The organism is Thalassotalea ponticola (assembly GCF_041379045.1).
Classification (GTDB): domain Bacteria; phylum Pseudomonadota; class Gammaproteobacteria; order Enterobacterales; family Alteromonadaceae; genus Thalassotalea_A; species Thalassotalea_A ponticola.
Genome location: NZ_CP166871.1, coordinates 953,156 through 973,463, shown reverse-complemented (window position 1 = coordinate 973,463; position 20,308 = coordinate 953,156). Strand labels below are relative to the sequence as shown.

The following is a 20,308-nucleotide window of genomic DNA, read 5'->3' as shown; positions in this document are numbered from 1 at the left end:
CCGTACCTGATTCGCCGCAATCTAGATTGCAATATTCACCAACGAGATAGAGGGTTTTGTCATGCGAATTACATTTTTAGGTGGTACCGAAACCGTAACCGGCTCAAAATATTTAGTTGAAACTGACAACAGCAAAATACTAATCGACTGCGGTTTATACCAAGGCTACAAATGGTTGCGACGTCGCAATCGAGAACCCTTGCCATTGAACATTAATGATCTCGACGCAATCGTGTTAACCCACGCTCACTTAGATCACTCTGGTTTTATTCCTGCTATTTATCAGCAAGGATTTAAAGGGCCTATATATACCCATCACGCAAGTGCGGCGCTTTGCTCAATTTTATTACCCGACAGTGGTCGTATCCAAGAAGACGATAGCAAGTTTTATAAAAAGCACAAACTCAGCAAACACGACGAACCGCGTCCGCTTTACGACGAGGCGACAGCCCAAGCGAGTTTGAGCTTATTTAAAACGGTTAAATTTGAGCAACAATTTAGCGTTGGTGACTTCGATATTTATCTACAAAGTGCTGGCCATATTCTCGGTGCTGCGACGGCAATTGTGCGGGCAGAAGGCAAAACCATTGGCTTTTCTGGCGATGTGGGCAAGAGCGACGATGTCATTATGTCCCCCCCAAAAACGCTGCCAGAGTTAGACTATTTATTACTTGAATCAACCTATGGCAATCGACTGCACAAACCAGAAGATCCGTTTGAAGTCGTTGCCAAGTTAGTCAATGAAACCGCGCAAAAAGGTGGGGTTGTGTTGATTCCCAGTTTTGCTGTTGGTCGCACCGAGGCAGTACAGCATATTCTCGCCAGCTTGATTGAACAACAGCGCATACCTAAGCTACCGATTTTTTTAGACAGCCCAATGGCGATTAACGTGTTGGACTTTTATCTGCAATATAGTGAGTTGATCAAACTGTCAGCTGAGCAATGCAATCAGATGTGCAAAATCGCCGAACAAACTCGCTCTGTCGATGAGTCAAAAGCCATCAGTGAGGTCACCATGCCACATATTATTATCGCCGGTAGCGGCATGGCCACAGGCGGCCGCATCCTACATCATTTAAAGCGCTTGGTAAGTGATTATAGAACCACGGTGCTGTTTACCGGCTTCCAATCAGGGGGGACTCGTGGAGCAAAAATGATCCAAGGTAATGATTCGGTCAAGATTCACGGAGAGTGGCTACCGGTAAAAGCGCGAGTTGAGGTTCTGCACAGTTTATCGGGTCACGCTGACTATCTCGGCCTGAGCCAGTGGTTAAAAGATTCAAAGTTAAAGCAAGGCACCTCTATCTATTTGGTTCACGGCGAACCGGATGCAAGTGAGGCATTTCGCGATCATTTAAATCAGCACTTTAACTTTGACGTCAACATTGCCACCTACAAAAGCATTTTGCACATTTAATGAGGTGCTAATCGATTGCCTTTTCGCAGCTTTTTCTAGATTGATGTACTCATTTGAGCTGGCTGTTTGAACCAAGTTATGGCCTCACCGTGTTAGGCGGGTATCGTCAATGATGCGTGGATGGGCGGGTGCGTGCGTGGATGGGGGGACGGTTGCTAGGTGTGTAATGCTGTCAGCACAACGCTTGCGGTAGTACAAGCTACCACAAACGCTGAGAGTGATGCCAATGCATACTTGCTGACAGCGTCTTACGGTTACTGAGTCATGCACTCACCAATGGTTGCCGCGTTTTCTATTGCTTGGTTGATCAAACTGACAATATCTTCATTTTTAATTTTGTCGATCAACATAGTGACAAAATCGGTTGCTTCCTCGTCAGAAGTAGAACCAGCAAAGCAATTATACGCATTAGCGATACTGTTTTTGACTGACTCAACCGCATCCGAGTCATTCATATCCACACTGACTGCCTCTTGAATGGAGGTCGCAAGGTCCTTGGCTTGATCGGCTGCCTCTCCAAACTGACTAAAATCAATTGAGTCGACATAATCGGTCACACTTTGCGCTGCATCTTTGGCTGCATCCGTCATTTGGTCAGCGACTTTTTTACTGTCCTCACAGGCTGTTAACAACATTAAAAACGTCAATACGACAATTAAGTATTTCATTTGTATCCCCTATGGTTCTGACTGTCCCATTAAAGATAGCACTAAAGAAACGTTAGGGTTAATTCAAATGTTATTTTTGCCGCCCTAGCCAATATCAGCGCTGTCATTACTCGGTTAGACTTCAACGCTTTTTCTTTTATATAAGCTATAGTTATAACAATTTCATCACAGGCTAAATGGCCCGGTTGCGATTGTAAATCGCGGTAAGTATGAATGTAAAAACTCAGTTGAGGTCCATCTCTTAGGCAGGAAACCATATGTTGCAACGAAACCAGGCCAAATCGCTTCTTGTTGCCGTTTTTCTTTTACTAATTTCAGCTTGTGCGCAACTCCCCGAACGCGACAACATAGAACCGAGTTATGCCATTGCGGCCAATACCCCAAGCCTTATCGCCAGCGCCATCAAGGATCACGATCCTGAACTCAGTGGCTTTCATCCGTTAGCTGATGGCGTCGATGCGTTTGTCGCCCGCTTGGCGCTTATTCAAGCCGCAGAACACACTATCGATGTTCAGTATTACTTATATCATCGCCAGCAAACGACGCTTATATTCACCAAATTTTTATTGGATGCCGCCAATCGCGGAGTCAGAGTGCGATTACTTCTCGATGACTTAGGGCAAGCTGAAAATGAAATCGACTTGGCAGCCCTTGCTGTACACCCTAACTTTGAAATTCGTTTGTTTAACCCGTTTCCAAACAGGGCGGTGCGTGCCATGGGATTTATCACTGACTACGGCCAGCTTTCACGGCGCATGCACAACAAGAGTTTTATCGTCGATAACCGTGTGTTTATCACCGGTGGTCGCAATATGGGCAACGCTTATTTTTCGGCAACAGATACCTCGGAATTTATCGATCTCGATGTCATGGCGGTTGGCAAAATAGTCCCAGAAGCATCTACGGCGTTTGATCTTTATTGGAACCACTCATTGTCGTATCCCATTGAGCTTCTGAGGGGTACCAGCACTCAACAAGCCTTAGCAAGCGTAGGCAATGAGCTCACCGACTATTTAATCGCTAATGAGAACAGTAATTACGTTAACCTGTTAAAACAAAGCACCTTTGTTGATCGCCTACTCGGGCAAGAGCTCAACCTGGACTGGCAACCAGCGTTATTATTTTACGATCACCCAGACAAACTGATAAATAACGTAGATGATAAGTCAGCAAATATGTCGGCTGCGCTATTTGAAGAAATGGGTGATCCCAGCAACCAAGCGATTATTGTTTCGCCCTATTTCATTCCTACCGAGCAAGGGGTTGAGTTGCTCAGTAAATGGACTCAAAACGGGGTTGAAGTGATCGTTTTAACCAATTCGTTATCGGCAACTGATGTCGCGGCAGTGCACTCTGGTTATGCCAAATATCGCACCGACTTATTGCGCGCTGGGGTCCAATTGTGGGAGCTAAAGCCAAGTGATTTAGTGGCGAAAAAACGTAAAAAGGGTAAAAAAATCTCCGGCTCATCACAAGCAAGCCTGCACGCAAAAACTATGGCCTTTGACGATAAAAAGATCTTCATTGGAACGATGAATTTAGATCCTCGTTCGTTTCACTTAAACACCGAAATGGGGGTACTGATAGCAAGTGAAAAGCTAAGCTCATTACTGGCTCAATGGATTGACGAAAAACTGGCAGAATACGCATGGCAAGTGGAATTGGAGCAACCTAATACAGACGCATTAATTTGGTCGGATAAACTCAGTGGTGAACGGTTTGACAATGAGCCAAAAACCTCCGCTTGGGAACGTTTCAAAGTATGGTTTATTTCGTTACTACCCGTTGAAGATCAGCTGTAAACATATACCCGAGCCACAGCAATGTTGGGTACCCTCGGTTTTATCCTGCAACACAACAAACCAATCTTAGCGGTCTAAACGAGGTACGTTTGATGGTCAGAGGCCCCATCCTCTGTTGCCTGTTTAGCTATTGTGTCGACTTTTGGCTTAGCAAAACTCGGTTGGCAACATCTGTTTTAACTCTCCTCATTCAACTGCCAAATGCGCTAAATAGCAACATCAACGAAACGCCCAAACATCACTGATACATTAACAAATTGTTAATACAAGGTTAAATCTACAAATCTGTACATAAAAAAGCCGTTAGTTGATTGCAATACGATGCCATTTATATTAAAAAACCGTTGATTACGAATTAACCTTTTTTGCCAATAAGCGATATGTATTACCAATGAAGTACGCTGTTTTTCTTTTCACTGTTATCGCTTCGCTAATAAGTAGCCCGGTATCGTTGGCTCAGCCCTATGAGCAAACAACAACGGTGCAGCCCGGCGTATTTGACCTGCGCTTGACCGCCGGTTTTGGTGGTATTGAAAATCCCTTAAAACAACGACAGCACATTCGCTCGCCGCTATTACCAGAATTCAGTTATTACGGTGACAAGGTGTATATTGAAAATCTGGTTGTCGGCTACAGCTTGTTCGAGTCACCTAGCTGGATGTTCGATGCATATGGCTATGTCAATAGCGATGGTTATTTTTTTGCTCAATCGAGTGGCGAAAAAATTGCCTCAATAGCCGGTCTTGGCCAAACACCTTGGCAAGTGAATAAAGAGCCACTAAATCTAAAGGACGTCGAGCGAGATCTCAGTTATATGGCGGGCTTTAATCTGAGCCGAGTTAGTTCGTTATATCGGCTCAATTTCTCCATCGCCAAAGATGTAACCTCTGTCCATCATGGTGAGGAGCTGTCATTAACTTTATCTAAGCCGATGCGTTGGCAGAGTTTAAGTGTCAACGCTCAGATCGGGGCAACCTATAAATCATCAGATATCAGCGATTACTATTACTCGTTAACAACGCAAGAAAACACCATTTACATACGGCAAAACGCGGTTGGTGACACCATATCTTCATGGGCAGGCTTGAGCTTGCGCTATCACTTTAATCCAACTTGGTCGCTAGGCTTTTCATATCGACATCATTGGTTTGACAGTAAAATGAAAGCCAGTCTTTTAGTTGATAAAACACACTACTCTGCTGGTTTTATCGGCGTTTCGTACAGGCTTTAACATGAGATTCACGCCACTTTCGAAACACCTGCTGACGATTATCACGTACTGTGCGCCAACCTTTATGGCGATGGCGCAACAGGCATTGTCGACTTCATCAAACCTAGCTGAAGTCCATATCACACCGCAAGTTTGTATTCGCGATCAGCTCAGTGAATCGTGCCAAGTAGAACTTGATGCCGAGCTAAAATTCACTACGCCAATGAATATATGTTTACTCATTGAAGCGTTAAACATCAAACAGTGCTTTGTTCACGTTAAACAGGTGAAGTTTCAACAGCTGTTGTCTATCGACGAAAATACCACGATTACCATCGTAAATTCCGATAACAATGACCTTGTTTATTCAAAAACGCTCGCTATTGCTGAGTTTAAACCAGCTAACCAGCGTCCGAGACGAAATCTAGGGTGGATATTATAATGGCGGTTAAAAACTACGACCTTCTGTTAATTGAAGATGATTTACCACTTGCCGAGTTAGTAAGTGATTACCTGAGTGATTTTGAATTTAATGTCGTTTGTGTCAATGACGGTGAAAACGCGCTGCGCCAAATTCAGCAAAATCGATTCGATATCATTCTCTGCGATATCATGTTGCCGGATACCGACGGTTTTAATCTGCTCCCCAGTTTCTTGAGTAACCCGCACGTACCAGTACTATTTCTCACCGCAATGACCGACTCGTCATCTCAAGTTAAGGGCTTGAACGCCGGCGCTTGCGACTATATTTTAAAGCCCGTGGATCCCGAAGTACTGTTAGCTCGAGTGAGGGCGAATATTCGCATGGTCGAAAGAAGAGCACTTGCCTCATCACTAACCTTGGGTAACCTCAGTCTTGATAAAACCACCTCGCAAGCCAAATACTGTGGTGAAACGCTCGATTTAACTGCACAAGAATTTGAAGTTATTTGGTACTTTGCTCAACGCGGAGACGATGTGGTCGATCGCGATAGTCTATTTACTGACCTCATTGGCCGCAGCTATGACGGCAAAGATCGAGCCGCCGATCTACGCATCAGCCGTTTGCGCAAGAAACTTCTTGCGGCCGGCTTTGATGAATTAACCATTGTTTCAATTCGCAGTAAAGGCTACGTCTTTAAATACTGGGCCTATCTCAATAATGCATAGTCATTTTATTCGTTTTTATTCATTTATATTACTTGCGGTATTTGCTCTCGTCTTTAGCTTCAGCAAACTATATACCCAGTTTTATGCGCCACCTGTGCAGTATAACATCCCTGTTGACGCCGTATTTACCGCCCAACACAGCGCCACAGGGGCAAGCTTTAGCTACCTCGATAAAGCCAATATTCAGCTTTCTGCTCAGCTAATGAGGCGATTGAACAATAACGAGTTAATCGCCTATAGCGTTGGTGAACACACCTACTACTTGCGCGAGCACGACACAAAAACCTATGTACAATGGGGACCAATACCGACCAAATTAGAACCTGTAAACGACAATTATCTAATTTTATTTTTTTACAGTGCGCTGGCGATTATCTTTTTAGTATTGATGTGGCCGATGTTTCGCGATTTGGCCTTTTTACAAAGATGCGCGTTGCAATTTGGTGAAAATCAGCAAACCCAACCTCTTACGATCAGTAAGAAATCAACCGTATACCCCCTAGCCCACGCCTTGTATACCATGAGTAATCGCTTAGTTGAGTTTGTTAGCTTACAAAAAGATGTTGCTAAAATTATTGCCCATGAAGTGCGTACCCCACTGGCTCGAATGAAGTTCGTATTAAAGCGAATAGAAGGTAACATCGAGGATAAGCACTTAAGCCGCATGTTAATGGACGTTGCAGAGTTAGAAACCCTAGCCACTGACTACATGGTATTTAGCAGCTCTCAACAGGTTGATCCCCAGTATCTGCAAAGTATTAGCGTCAAGTCGTTACTCACCAATTTAGCAGACAAATACCAACACCTGCACACTGGTGTTGATATTGTTTACCATCAGCAAGACACGCAAATAAACGCTAATAAAGCACAACTAGAATTAGCCCTGTCTAACTTACTGAATAACGCCCTGCGCTATGCGCGGCAAAAAGTGTCGGTCAGTGTGGATGTTGAACCAGAAAATGTCACCTTCCACATTGACGATGACGGGCCAGGTTTTGACGCTAACAAGCCGCGAGTAAATAACCAAGGCACCACAACCGGGTTTGGCTTAGGACTGTACATTGTTGAATCTATTGTAAACCGCCACCATGGTAAATTGACTAAAAGCGCCGCCTCGCTCGGTGGGGCAAGGGTCAGCGTTAGCATTCCCCGTTTGTGTCCAACAGCAGACGCGCTGTCGTAGTTCATTTGCCAAAAGCGACCACAGTGGCGCCGAAACTGAGTAAAGACTGACCTGTCACAGATCTCAAAAGCACATTGCTCAAGCTGACTATCAAAAAAAGATTTATACTATCAACTACCATAGCGCAACTGCTATAGCGCAACCCACATAGCGCAGATTCAGATAGCGTATCGATTCAGTAACAGAGTACGGACCCATGTATACTCAGCAAGAATATGAAAATAACCCTTTACACGGTACAAGCCTTGAACAGGTGCTAACCGAGCTCGTTGACCATTACGGTTGGGAAATTCTGGCAGCATACCTCAACCTCAATTGCTTCAAGAAAAACCCAAGCATCAAAGCCAGTATAAAGTTTGTAAAGAAAACCGAATGGGCGCAACACAAAGTTGAAAGTTTCTATCTTTACCAGTTCAAAAACCTACCTCGCGCCACTGATGAGATGTTTGAGTTGCCGCCGCGAGAGCGAATTGTCCCGTTAGAGCAAAAGCCAAGAGCGCCACAAGAGCTGAGCTTAGAAGATGCTGAGCGATTGCGATTAAAAAAAGCCAGCGCCTCTAGACAGCGTGACAACCGCAACTCACCGTGGTCTGGTAACCAAATGGTGAGACAACAAACTCGTAAAAACACCGCCAAAAGCACAGATCAACGATCACACACAGATGCCCAGAGCACAGCTGAAAAGACCTTTGATCCTTACCAAAATTTTAACAAAAAGCACCCTCGCTAGGGCTTTTCATCGATAGAGCATGACATAGCTATGTCATGAGTGAGCATAAAAAAAGCCGAGACTCGTGTCTCGGCTTTACTTGATAGGATAAAACTCAGTTTATCTTTATTTCGAGGTGCTTAGCGCATGCGACGACGCAATCCAAGCATGGTTAATAGCATCACTGCAAAGTAACCTAAAGAACCACCTGAGCTATCTGAATCTTTCTCAGCAAGTTCAGGATATTCACAGCTACCGTCATCTTCGTTAGCGTTAGCATCGTAGTTGTTTGCCGAGCTATCGGTACAACCTTTTTGCTTGCCATCCGAGATAACATTAAGCACAAACGTCGTACTTGCTTTATCTGCTGGATTCTCAATATCCGCAACGGTTACCGTTACTTGTGTCTCACCGTGGAAGTTTTTCTTCGGTGTAATCGTAATCGCAGAACCTGGCTCATGACCTTCAACCGTTGCTGAGATATTCTCACCAGAGACCATAATCTCATTTACGCTTGCCAATTCAGAGTTATCTGCGTAGTAGACATTGAATTGCACAGAGTCATTCTCGGCAACGTCCATGTCTGCAATAGCTGATAGCTGAATATTGGTTGGTACCGCTAAAGTATGACTCATTTCAACGTTTGCCATGCCGTCAACAACACTGGTGGCTGTCATGACCTGGTCGACGCCAGTCGCATCTCGCTCAACTTGTGTCCATACCGTAACTTCAAATTGTGAAGACTCAGGACCATAGTAGTCGTAACAAATGACTAAGCCGTCGTGCAATTTGCTGTCGAGATCATCATACGCATACTCTTCGCCAAGGAACCCACCTGAAATCGGGCCTCGCGAGTAAACTGGTCCGGTAAAGCCTTGTAAACCAATAGCACCGCGGCCGTTTTGTGAACCAAAATCAATGTTGTCGTACGCGTAATAGATTTCATGCTCATTTTTACCGTGACGAGTGTTGACGTTAAACACTAGCTGGTAATCAAAGCGGTCGTCTTTTTCTTCCCATTTGAACGGACGGTTAGGCTGAGTGTAATCTCTACCTAGCGAACGGTAGCTGCGCGCATTATCGACTTCGATGATGCCCCAACCTGTTTGCGTACTCGCTAAAGAAATACCCGCTTTTTCAGTCCAATTGTTGATTAATGGAACCGACATAAATTCAGGGCCTGTACCCATTTCACCAATGCCCATGCCACGCCATAGTGGTCCTACCGACTCATACGGGAATGAGTTATACGGGAAGCCCAAGTGGTATGGGAAGAAGAATGGTTGTTGCCATAAATCGAACACACCAGTACCGCGTAACTGAATCGAGTTTTGAGGGTTAATATTCAAACGATCCGAGTTGTTGTACAAGTGCCAAGCGTCATAACGTCCATTAAATAATGCCGAGATAGGTAGCTGAATACCTTCGCGCATTAAAATGTTGTTATCACCGGTTGGGTTGCCATTTTCGTCAACGCCTTTATTGAAACCTCCGAATATTGGCGCAAAACCAAACTCTTCAAGGTCGACATAACCACCTGGGTTTGAGTTGCCAAAGTTAGGCATACGACACATTGCATCTTCAACGTTGGTTGTTTGAATGTATCGCGGTTTAATACCTGCGGTGTTTGGTTGCACACCTGAAATGGTTACAACATTACCATCAACACTGATATCGGTAACGATTTCGTCGTTAGAGGTAAAAATATCCTCCGCAGAAAAACGCAAACCTTGAGGCATGTTAGCGGTGATGGTAAACGCGCGATCAGCACCGGTATCATTCGGTTGTACTTCGAATGTGTATGGAATCACATCGCCCGCACGCGCTTTGGTTTGAGTAACATCTAGATTGATGTCATCAACACCACGTTCAAGCTTGAACGCAACTTTACCGACGTTACCTGCGTTGATTTCAGAGGTACCGAAATCAAGTACTGAGTAGTAAATATCGCCTTCCGCCATCTCTGGCATGTTGTAGCTTAATGTCGCACTGACGGTATTTTTACCATCCGTTGGCTCAACGTGTAGTGACATATCAGAGGCAACGCTATCGGTTACCACAGCAACTGTATAAGCAAATTCCTCATCAGCAATATCTGGGTATCGTTCAGTCCAATTAGGCGCTTGCCCAGTCAATTTACCTGGGTTGTATATTACCGCCCAGTAGGTACCTTCTTCAGGATTATTGATGTTACAGAAGTTGTTAAATTCAATGTGATTTGATACACAAAGAATTTCCTCAGACACATCTGCTTCACCGTTTTGGTTATAATCCTTACCAACGTATATCAGCGCATTACCCTCGTCGATATGACCGTGAAGATCTGACTGAACGGTGCCTTGCACTTCTGCGATAAGGCGTTTCGCACCAGCTGGTACTTCGATCATTTCAACGTGTGTCGCTTCATCCATACGGAATGATGCTGGAACATCATCTGAATTTGACGACCACGGGAAGTAACCATCATCATCTTTTGGCAAGGCAACGGTTTTGACGTCGGCTTTAACCGGTTGATACACACGCGTGTAAGGTGTGTCTAATGCAGGTAATTCTAAACCGTTAAACTGGAAGCTACCCTCGTTGCGGTGAGCGACAGCGCGAAGGCGAGCAGGCATACCGTTTTTCGAGAACTTAAAGGCCACTGGCAGGTGAACCTCTGAGCTAGCACCGCTTACTTCGGTCAAAATAACATCTGAGTGTAATTCGACTTCAGCATTAGAGAACCAGTCTTGGGTATCCATTATTGACGCTTCAAATACAACTGTTTGTGTTTCACCAGCATTTAGCGTGAATTCACTTGGCGTTGCAGAAATATTCACGCCGTTTTGCGCTGATTGGCTGCGAAGGTCGAAGTTCCAGTTAACAACATCGCTGTGATCGACAGTCCAAGAGCCGTCTTTGGTCGCTCTAAATGTACGAGTCCACTGACACACTGGCTTACATTCCATGTTGACTAACTGAGGAATGTTCAAGCGGTGTACTTGACCACCGTTATTTGGATTAGCCAGTTTGAAGTTTTCAATGGTTTCATCCATAACTAGGCCGGTATCGATAGCTTCGGCCACATTAATACGACCCGCGCCAGCGCGATAAATAAACGCTTCGCCAACATCGCCATTCGCTTGGTTCAAACGGCGATACCGAACAACGTTATCGGCAGTTAGCATCAGTGCTGATTGCACTTCAGTCGGTGTCCAATCAGGGTGAGCTTGACGAATTAGCGCCATCGCACCAGCAACATGTGGCGATGCCATTGAGGTACCACTAATAGCGACATAATCGGTATTACCCATATTACCAACAAATGGATGTTCATCGGCGTATGCAGCATAGATGTTTACACCCGGTGCAGCAATTTGCGGAATAAGCATTTCTGGTGTTGAATTACTTGGACCACGAGACGAGAACGGAGCTAACCAGTCACCGTGTTCAGGATTGTGATCGTTAAATATTGCCGTTGCGCCAATGGTGATCATATGACCCTTTTCAGAGTATGAATCAATCCAGTCTTTAAAACCGTAGTTATATCCTGGCTCGCCCCAAGTGGTAACTTCACCTTCCCACTGTTCATAAGTAAGGTGAACAGCTGGCAATTCGTAAGACACACTGGGAACCCCATCGCCTTTGGCATAGTTGTACATGATGAAGCCATCAGCACCACCCGCTTTTACATTAGCGACTTTCGCAGTACGAGCGATACCATTTGGATCGCGTAAATCGTTACGCGCACAAACGACGATTACGTTAGTATCACCTTCAGCCGCACCGACAATAGGTGTACCGTCTTTGTAAAAATCGAACGTTCCCGCTGGATACTCTGTACCACAATATCCACGCCAGTCTTTGTTACCATTAACATCGACGTAGTCTTTGGCCCAAACAACAACACCGGTAATTTCGCTTTCGTTAATAGCGCCACCCACGCGTCCTGTGTCGCTCCACCAAGGTACTTCAGAACCTAGAGGCGCTCCGTCGGCATCGGTTGCAAAACCTTCAAAAGTAACTGGCGTGTCAACCTTAATCACCCGGTCGTGTGTGGTTGCCGCAACAGAGGCCAACCAAGGTGAGGCATGGTCAATTGAACCAAAGAACTCTTTTGCACCACCGGCTTGGCCACCATTACCCGCTGCCACAGCAACATTGATGCCCGCTTCGCGTGCTGCTAAGAAACCTAGTTCTATGCCGTCATCCCAAGGTGATGTATCGTCTTGACCACCGATAGAGAAGTTGATGACATCAACGCCGTCTTTGATTGAGTCTTCAATACCGCCAATCATCGACTCCCATGGACAGCCTCGGTAACCCGAGTCATTGGATGCGTGACATACCTGATACGAAATAATATTCGCGTGTGGCGCGACACCAGACAGGTTGAACATGTCTTCTTTAATAACGGTACCGTCAGCTGGCTGTCCCGTGTATTCTGGCAGTACGTAATCAACATTGTTTAACACGTTGCCCGCCGCCGTACCTGCTACGTGTGAGCCGTGGCCCTGATAATCTTCACCAATGGCTGGGAAACCAGGGATCATAGCGTCAAACGCATCGGTGATAACATCATAGGTGCGAATACCGATTAATTTATCGTTACACAGGTTTTCATTACCGGCTTCAGCACAAGCGCCTACGTATACACCACTACCCCAAGGGTTAGTGTGATCGTAACCGTCGTCGCCAACATCAGCAAAAGAAGGATGATCAGAGTTAATACCGGTATCAATGATACCCATGATGATGCCTTCACCCTTGTACGGTACGCCCTGCTCTGTTGAACCTGTCCAAACCTGATCGGCACTTATTTTTTGTGGACCTGCATCAGTGTGCAGCTCATAGGTTTTAGCGCGATGTACAAATTCGACTTGCGGCAATTGAGAAACTCGCATCGCCTCTTCTTGGGTCAATTCAACCGTGTAGGCGTTTACCGCTGTTGTGTATTGGTTGCGAATTTGTTTCGTACCAACAACGCGATTCATTTCTGCTATTGTTGCTAACTGCTTGTTTTCAAGATAGTTAGTGTAAGCAACAACGCGATCGCTAGTAGGCTTACCCGCTTCGTAAAGGCTGCTGATACCTAAGTCGCGGTTTAAGGTTTGTACATGTGTTCCCTGTAGACCGAGAATACCGCCTTTGTACAATGCGGTTGGCTTGTCTTTTAAGCGGACGACGTAGACATGCTCGCCCGTGATATCGGCTTCGTGCTGGAACTTAGCGCGTTGCGAATTAACTTGAACGTTTAATCCATCATTTTCCAACATTGAACCGGTAGCGGTTTGCCCGTTAGCGCTCAGTTGGTATTGATTAATTTGCTCCTGAGTCAGGTTTAGCTTGTTTAACGTGTGAACGTCATTTTCTGGTGCTATACCCGCAGCAGCGTACATTGAACCGGCGCTATACAAAGCAACCGCTAACGCACTTGTGATGGTGTTTATTCTCACTTTCAACTCCAAAATGTCGTTATAATTATTATCGCCAAGTAAATTTGGCTGCATAAGATATAAACGCATTTGGCGGTCAGACGTAAGTTCATTTGTGTAGCATTTTGTAGCACCGGTGTTAACAAAGGGATTATGACTTGTTAATCCACTCTGTATAATCAGCCGAAAAACCAATAAATCAAAAGCAATAAAAACAGACACTTAAGTTAAATTACCGTTTAACCAAGACCCCACGACCTTGTTAATTCGATGTAAACAACATTTCACCGATACAAAACCAAGTTGACATTAGTACAAATAAAGAGGCGAATAAAGAGGGTAAATACGCGGGCTAATTACGGCTCAGCAACGACCTTGTTTAGCATTGCTTGTTCTATCACTGCACGATACTGGTGAACCGCTTGTAAGCCTTGCTCAACACCGTGTTGATAATCGTCTTTTAACGCCTCAAGACTAGAGCCAAGTACCATAGATTTGAGCGGCCTAGTTGGAGCAATTTGTACGATATTAACGCCAACCGGAGGCGCATTGAGAAAGTCGACTGCTTCTGCGTAGCGGTTCTGATGATGGTGATACATATCAAACACTCGGGGTGATTGCTTGATGCGGCGCATAATCGGTTTCAATCGCTCCATAACCTGCATTTTTCCGTCAATGTGTGCCTCAACGGTGCGAATAACCCAAATGTGTGTCGCTCCTTGTTGGTGGGCCCAACGCACAGGGATAGGATCGGCAACACCACCATCGACCATGATATTTGCGTCTACATTGACCATGGGGCGATATAAAAATGGGATCGCGCTTGAAGCTTTTAGATGAGCCACCATATTGTCATGCCACGTGTGCAGATAATGTGGTTCAAATGACTGATAGTGGCTGGCAACCGCGTAAAAATTACTGTTTGGCGTCAAATTGCGTGGTTGTGTTGGAAACCGCAACTTTTGGTGGTGTTCAACCTGGTGAAAATACCAATCTAAGTCAATGACATTACCACCGGTAAAAAAGCGCGCCGGACGAAAAAACTGTTGTTCGGTGGTTAATACTTCAATGGCTTGCTGGCCGTACTGGTGTGCGCGAGCACAGTAGGCAGCGATATTTTGCGCTCCAGCAGAAACGCCGACTTTAAGATCGAACGGGTAAAATTTTTGTTCTAAAAAAGCATCGAGTACCCCCGCGGTAAAGATGCCTTTTTGACCACCGCCTTCGGCGATAATTGCAGAACGTATGTCGGTTGCCATCATCAGAACCTGCCCCAATTAACAATGACTCAATGAGAAGACATATGCAGTTACGCAAACATAGATACATTGATAACAATCATCCTGCGTTAAGTCGAACCTGCAACAACAGATCTCAAAACGTTGACCGCGCTTACATTATTAACTATAGGCAAAAATCTGTATTTCAACCTAGCAATAGCTATTTATAGTGAATTAAAACAACAGGCTAACGCAGATAAATAATGCAAAAACCTATCTGCGTTGCGGTGATTGGAGCGAACATTCCAGGTGTGCGACTAGGCAAATGTTCACCTAGTCGACGTGTTTATACACTTGACCGTCTTTCATCACAAAGCTAACCCGCTGTAAGGCACTGATATCTTGTAAAGGGTCGTCGTCAACGGCAATGATGTCGGCCAACTTGCCCACTTCTAAGCTGCCGAGTTGGTCACTCATATCAACCAAATCAGCCGCATTTACTGTGGCAGATACAATGATATCCATCGGCTGCATCCCCGCTTGATGCATCAACAGCGCTTCATCGGCATTTCGACCGTGTTTTGACACACCTGAATCGGTGCCAAAGGCAATTTTTACTCCGCTTTTGTAGGCGTTACTAAAATTCGCCATCATATCACTGCCCACGCGCAACGCCTTTGCTTTGATAGCCGGTGACATAAAGTCACTATTTTTGGCCATTTGCACGACAGTATCACCGGCAAGCAAGGTTGGTACAAGGTAAGCACCACCAGCTTTGAACAACTCTATCGATTCTCGGTCGGCATAACTGCCGTGTTCAATTGAGTCGACTCCTGCTCGCAAGGCGGCATTGATGCCATCAGCCGCATGGGCATGACTGGCAACTTTGCGCCCTAGGGCGTGAGCCGTTGTGACAATTTCTTCAAGTTCGTCGTCGGCCATTTGTACTCCCGTCCCCGTATCGGTATCTGATAATACCCCTCCGGTTGAGGTGATCTTAATAACATCGGCACCATATTTAATTGCTTTACGGGTGGCTGCACGACATTGGTAAGGACCATTACACACCGTATCTGAGGTGTATTTTTCCAGCAAATCGTGGCGCATGCCATCTACGTCAGCATGACCGCCAGTTACCGGTACTCGACCCGATGCGACAATGCGCGGGCCTGCAATCCACTGCTTATTTATGCCGTCGCGCAACGCATACATAGGCTGTGGATCGCCGCCGAGGTCGCGCACTAAGGTAAACCCCGCTTGCAGTGTTTTTTCAGCAAAGTGAACGCTGCGCATCGCCACGTCTTCGGCTGACAGAGTAACCGCTTCTAATTTGCTTTTCGGGCTAAATTCATATTGCAAATGGACGTGCATATCCATCAAACCCGGTAATACAAATTTGTCTTTTAAATCTATTACCTTTGCGTTTTTATCAACCTCAACAGCGTCGATATAACCGCTAACACGGCGCTCTATTTTGTTGTCTTTTATGACAAGCGACTGCTGAGTTTGTACCTGTTCACCGGGTACCGCTAGCAACTTGCCAATGTGCAGAATTTTATAATCCGCGGCAAACAGTACACTGGGTACTAAACACAAGGTAACGGCACAGCTTCTAGCTAGTGTGATCATATTAGGCCTCAATAATTGGTTCAAATAAATACGGCATTTGGTTGATAACCAGCAAACAAACGCCTACGCCAAGATATCGTTTAACTTATCGCTAAAAGCATTAATTTACAATATGTTATGCTGATTATTGAGATTAATTACTCGGTTCATGGATTACCAGTGTTCGGCGCTGGCGCGATGCCAATCGGTAGCCCACTGCACGGGAACGGTGTCTGGTTTGAGCAAACAGCCTTCACGTTGACTTGGGTGCAACGCCTCGTAATCCGTACTGCTGGTGGCGTTTATACGTCGCTTTATATGTTGGCGAGTCAGTTGCTGGAGATCAGTAATTGCACAAGCTTGTAATAACTCAGTCAAATGGCGCATCGTCGCGTTGTGATAATTGCACACTCGTTGACTTTTTTCGTCAATGTCTAAGAACCGATAGCGACTTGGGTCTTGTGTCGCAATGCCGGTTGGGCATTTATCGGTGTTACAAGACCTTGATTGAATACAGCCTAGCGCGAACATCATCCCTCTCGCCGAGTTCACCGCATCAGCGCCAACCGCAATAATTTTCGCAATGTGAAATGCGGAAATTATTTTTCCCGAAGCGATGATCTTAATATGCTCGCGAAGACCGAGACTGACCAACACATCATCGACAAAAATAATCGCATCGAGTAACGGCGTGCCAACCGAATTAGTAAACTCTATCGGCGCGGCCCCCGTGCCCCCCTCTGAACCATCTACGGTAATAAAGTCAGGGGTTATGTTAGTCGCTAACATGGCTTTAGCGATGGCAAAAAATTCGCACTTATTACCCAAGCAAAACTTAAAGCCAACCGGTTTACCCGCGGACAAGTGACGTAACTCGCGAATAAACTTTAACAATCCTGTCGGCGAGGAAAAGGCGGAATGTGCCATTGGTGATAACACGTCTTGACCCATTGGCACATGGCGAATAGCTGCTATTTCTTCAGTTAACTTTTGCGCTGGTAAAATACCACCGTGGCCCGGCTTGGCACCTTGTGATAATTTTAGCTCTATCATTTTAACGGACTCTAAACTCGCTTTTTGCGCAAACAGCTGAGCATCGAATTGTCCCGCTTCATCGCGACAACCGAAATAGCCCGTACCAATCTGCCATATCAAATCACCACCGTATTTTAAATGATGAGGACTCAAGCCGCCTTCGCCAGTGTTATGAGCAAAGCCGCCCAATTTAGCTCCTTTATTCAGCGCCATAATGGCATTTTTACTGAGCGCCCCATAGCTCATCGCTGAAATATTAAACGGCGATGCGGTGTAGGGTTGCTGGCAATCATCACCGCCAAAGCGCACAGTTAAGTTATCAGTAATGATCGCTTTAGGCGATAATGAGTGCTCTATCCATTCATAACCACTTCGATATACGTCAAATTGAGTACCAAACGGGCGTTTGTCGGTTTCTCCTTTGGCTCGCTGATACACAAGCGCGCGATATTCGCGGTTAAACGGGCGACCATTAATATTCGATTCAACAAAGTACTGCTGAATTTCAGGGCGAATGCTCTCAAACAGATAACGCAAATGACCAATCACCGGATAAATCTGTAATATGGTATGCCGTTTTTGCCATACGTCATAAGCTGCTAACACCAACAACGGTATCGTCAACAGCAACCAACCATACCAATGAGTGAGTAACACCACCACATTGGCGATGATCAGGGTGAAAAAAATAACGTGCCGAACTTTCATAACAGTACACCTACCGCTGTCTCTTAGCTGACAGCGTCGTTCAATAAGCCGTACTGTTTTTCTACCACGTTTATCACCACAAGGCTAATACGTTCTATATATCAACACCTTACTAAATTAACAAGATGAGTAAACCTGCCATTTCAAACGCACTAAACACAGCGCATCAGGTCTGTTTTAGAGTTCGTTTTTCAATTTGAAGCTCTGATTGCTAATCGTCTGAACAAGGTTGTCGATTAACGACTAAATCTATCTTTGAATATCAGCCGCTCAGGCACACCAATATCGAGGAGCATCGTTTCAACCTCTTTCATCATGGCGATTGGACCACACAGATAAAATTCGCTGGTATCCAGGTCCATCGCTTCATTGAGTTGCGCTGCCAAGACTTTTTGTACGTACCCCCGATGGCCTTGCCACTGCGATGACGCTAACGATAAGGTGGGAATATAAGTAAAATTGTCGTAGTGCTCATCGAGTTCTTCTAGCTCTGTGTGGTAGAGCAAATCATCTTCCGTTCTAGCACCATAGATCAGCATCATCGGTTGTTGACAGTGGTATTTTTTCAGTTGCTCAAAAATAATTGCTCTCAGTGGCGCTAGCCCAGATCCAGCACCGATAAATATGCGTCGCTGCTGATCAGATGCTTGATTTGACGTGGCAAAAAAGTCAGAGTAAGGCCCTTTTGCTATGACCGTATCTCCCACTTCAAGTGCCGCCAAATAAGAAGAACCAACTCCAGCTCTGTGCCCATCTTCGCTAATTTGCCAGCGTATATTAAAAGTTAACTGATCCGTTTCTTGATCAAAGTTTACTAGCGAATAATGACGACTTCCGCCGTCGTGGCTGAAGGTTGTCGGTGCGTATTGGCGCCAGTACTTTTCAAACGCTTTGGGCATGTCGGTAGGGCGTAACTGATTCGTACCCGCTGGTATATCAAACTCCATATAGGCACCAGCCTTAAACGTTAGTGGCTTACCCGACTTAACTTTACATTTCAATTCTTTGATAAACGGGGTGATAAATGTTGACGACACAACCATTAATTCGTGCGCACCTACGTCACTGCTAGAGATAGCTTCTACTTCGTCGATTTCGGCAATTTTATGCTGACAGCCGAGTCGATACCCCTGAGCGAGTTGCTGCTCTGATAATTGTTCTGTTTCTGCTGAGGTTATCGGTAATGGTTTGACACTCTTAAACAAACATTTTCCACACGTTCCTCCACCGCCGCAGCTCGACGGCAAATGAACGCGAGAACTGGCTAACCCTTCTAAGATAGAATCACTTTCATTGGCTGAAATATCGCAGCGTGTTCCAGTACCAGCAAACGTCACCGAAACGGTTTGAAAGTTTCGACTCCAACTCAGTTTTAGTAACCCATTTTGGTATTGTTGAATTAACCAAATTCCCCCGGTAATCGATAACAATAAGGTAAAAATGGCAAAACAGATTATCAGCCAATGATTAAAACCGCCAGAATTGCCATAATCCATGAAGTGCAGTTTCAACATTAAATCGTTAAGCCGAAAGTCGTCATTGGCATGACGAAGCACTTGCCCTGTAACCGCATCTAAATAGATGGTTGTGTTGTTGTCATCTGCTACGTCAACTTTCCACAGCGGATTTTGCTGCGCCACATAATCGTCAAATGGAGGCTGGACCAATTCAGCTTGGTTCAGCTGACCTGGACCAGAATACGACTGCTGAGCAATCATTAGCGCCTGAGAGGCAGATAAACTAAATGGCTCTCCTGTCACGGCATCGAATAATTCAGCGTGTTTTTTCTGATAGTTGTGCTCTCCCATTTGGTAAACAAAGTAATAGTATGGACGTTCCAGTACCCATATCAGTTTTACGCTGATAGGTTGTTTGCTTGCTATTGCGGTTATCGGCGTTAATTCAAACGCTGATAAGCGTTGTTCACTGTGTGAATGAGCGCGGTATTCGTGCCCACCGGCTTTATGGTGATCGCTCAAATTAAAATAAACACCGGTTGCCAACCAAATGATCAGTTGCACACCAACGACTAATGAAAGCCATTTATGAACAGTTTTGGTTGATTTAATTAACGACATCAAAGCGCCTCACTTCTATTTGGGAAAGCGACGCGGTAATAGGTCAACACGGCTCCAGAGAAGGCTGCTAATAGTCCTAGTGTTGCAATTACAAATAAAAACCAGTT

The 20,308-nt window shown here is 45.2% G+C and carries 13 protein-coding genes; 7 read left to right on the top strand and 6 right to left on the bottom strand.

Annotated elements, in window-relative coordinates; translation table 11 throughout:
• Positions 1-61 precede the first annotated feature (61 nt).
• A complete protein-coding gene (locus ACAY30_RS04225; RefSeq protein ID WP_290250687.1) occupies positions 62-1,417 on the top strand; it encodes an MBL fold metallo-hydrolase RNA specificity domain-containing protein in 1,356 nt (451 codons plus the stop codon).
• Between the two features lie 254 nt (positions 1,418-1,671).
• Here the strand turns inward: ACAY30_RS04225 and ACAY30_RS04220 are convergent, their stop codons facing one another.
• Entirely contained in the window at positions 1,672-2,085 is a 414-nt protein-coding gene (locus ACAY30_RS04220) for a hypothetical protein (RefSeq protein WP_290250688.1), read from the bottom strand.
• A 257-nt stretch (positions 2,086-2,342) separates the two neighbouring features.
• On the opposite strand from ACAY30_RS04220, the gene ACAY30_RS04215 reads away from it, so the two are divergent.
• The 6 genes from ACAY30_RS04215 to ACAY30_RS04190 all read left to right on the top strand — a co-directional run bounded on the left by ACAY30_RS04215 (position 2,343) and on the right by ACAY30_RS04190 (position 8,159).
• On the top strand, positions 2,343-3,887 hold the full coding sequence (locus ACAY30_RS04215) for a phospholipase D family protein (RefSeq protein WP_290250689.1): 1,545 nt from the start codon (positions 2,343-2,345) through the stop codon (positions 3,885-3,887).
• Positions 3,888-4,278: 391 nt separating this feature from the next.
• Positions 4,279-5,118, top strand: coding sequence for a MipA/OmpV family protein (locus tag ACAY30_RS04210; RefSeq protein WP_290250690.1), 840 nt, complete (start codon positions 4,279-4,281; stop codon positions 5,116-5,118).
• Between the two features lies 1 nt (position 5,119).
• Positions 5,120-5,539 carry a DUF3019 domain-containing protein gene (locus ACAY30_RS04205; protein WP_290250691.1) on the top strand — a complete coding sequence of 140 codons (420 nt, stop codon included), beginning with the start codon at positions 5,120-5,122 and terminating at the stop codon, positions 5,537-5,539.
• A complete protein-coding gene (locus tag ACAY30_RS04200; RefSeq protein ID WP_290250692.1) occupies positions 5,539-6,246 on the top strand; it encodes a response regulator transcription factor in 708 nt (235 codons plus the stop codon). Before ACAY30_RS04205 ends, ACAY30_RS04200 begins: the two co-directional genes overlap by 1 nt.
• Positions 6,247-6,340: 94 nt before the next feature.
• Complete coding sequence (locus tag ACAY30_RS04195) at positions 6,341-7,429, top strand: ATP-binding protein (RefSeq protein WP_290250693.1); 1,089 nt, start codon at positions 6,341-6,343, stop codon at positions 7,427-7,429.
• Between the two features lie 196 nt (positions 7,430-7,625).
• Positions 7,626-8,159: a VF530 family DNA-binding protein gene (locus ACAY30_RS04190; RefSeq protein WP_290250694.1), complete on the top strand. Its 534-nt coding sequence runs from the start codon at positions 7,626-7,628 to the stop codon at positions 8,157-8,159.
• Positions 8,160-8,278: 119 nt separating this feature from the next.
• On the opposite strand, the gene ACAY30_RS04185 is transcribed toward ACAY30_RS04190, so the two are convergent.
• From ACAY30_RS04185 to ACAY30_RS04165, 5 genes are all read right to left on the bottom strand, one after another.
• Positions 8,279-13,573, bottom strand: coding sequence for a S8 family serine peptidase (locus ACAY30_RS04185; protein WP_290250695.1), 5,295 nt, complete (start codon positions 13,571-13,573; stop codon positions 8,279-8,281).
• 335 nt (positions 13,574-13,908) lie between these two features.
• Complete coding sequence (locus ACAY30_RS04180; RefSeq protein ID WP_290250696.1) at positions 13,909-14,814, bottom strand: patatin family protein; 906 nt, start codon at positions 14,812-14,814, stop codon at positions 13,909-13,911.
• A gap of 291 nt (positions 14,815-15,105) precedes the next feature.
• Complete coding sequence (locus ACAY30_RS04175) at positions 15,106-16,401, bottom strand: amidohydrolase family protein (protein WP_290250697.1); 1,296 nt, start codon at positions 16,399-16,401, stop codon at positions 15,106-15,108.
• Between the two features lie 153 nt (positions 16,402-16,554).
• A complete protein-coding gene (locus ACAY30_RS04170; RefSeq protein WP_290250698.1) occupies positions 16,555-18,123 on the bottom strand; it encodes an FMN-binding glutamate synthase family protein in 1,569 nt (522 codons plus the stop codon).
• A gap of 236 nt (positions 18,124-18,359) precedes the next feature.
• The gene (locus tag ACAY30_RS04165; protein ID WP_290250699.1) at positions 18,360-20,201 is read right to left on the bottom strand and encodes a 2Fe-2S iron-sulfur cluster-binding protein; all 1,842 of its coding nucleotides are present in this window, start codon (positions 20,199-20,201) and stop codon (positions 18,360-18,362) included.
• Between the last annotated feature and the right edge of the window lie 107 nt (positions 20,202-20,308).

Bases quoted from the DNA above. Each gene is read 5' to 3' on its own strand.
- ACAY30_RS04225 (WP_290250687.1), top strand. From the start codon at position 62: ATGCGAATTACATTTTTAGGTGGTACCGAAACCGTAACCGGCTCAAAA.
- ACAY30_RS04220 (WP_290250688.1), bottom strand. From the start codon at position 2,085: ATGAAATACTTAATTGTCGTATTGACGTTTTTAATGTTGTTAACAGCC.
- ACAY30_RS04215 (WP_290250689.1), top strand. From the start codon at position 2,343: ATGTTGCAACGAAACCAGGCCAAATCGCTTCTTGTTGCCGTTTTTCTT.
- ACAY30_RS04210 (WP_290250690.1), top strand. From the start codon at position 4,279: ATGAAGTACGCTGTTTTTCTTTTCACTGTTATCGCTTCGCTAATAAGT.
- ACAY30_RS04205 (WP_290250691.1), top strand. From the start codon at position 5,120: ATGAGATTCACGCCACTTTCGAAACACCTGCTGACGATTATCACGTAC.
- ACAY30_RS04200 (WP_290250692.1), top strand. From the start codon at position 5,539: ATGGCGGTTAAAAACTACGACCTTCTGTTAATTGAAGATGATTTACCA.
- ACAY30_RS04190 (WP_290250694.1), top strand. From the start codon at position 7,626: ATGTATACTCAGCAAGAATATGAAAATAACCCTTTACACGGTACAAGC.
- ACAY30_RS04180 (WP_290250696.1), bottom strand. From the start codon at position 14,814: ATGATGGCAACCGACATACGTTCTGCAATTATCGCCGAAGGCGGTGGT.
- ACAY30_RS04175 (WP_290250697.1), bottom strand. From the start codon at position 16,401: ATGATCACACTAGCTAGAAGCTGTGCCGTTACCTTGTGTTTAGTACCC.
- ACAY30_RS04170 (WP_290250698.1), bottom strand. From the start codon at position 18,123: ATGAAAGTTCGGCACGTTATTTTTTTCACCCTGATCATCGCCAATGTG.
- ACAY30_RS04165 (WP_290250699.1), bottom strand. From the start codon at position 20,201: ATGTCGTTAATTAAATCAACCAAAACTGTTCATAAATGGCTTTCATTA.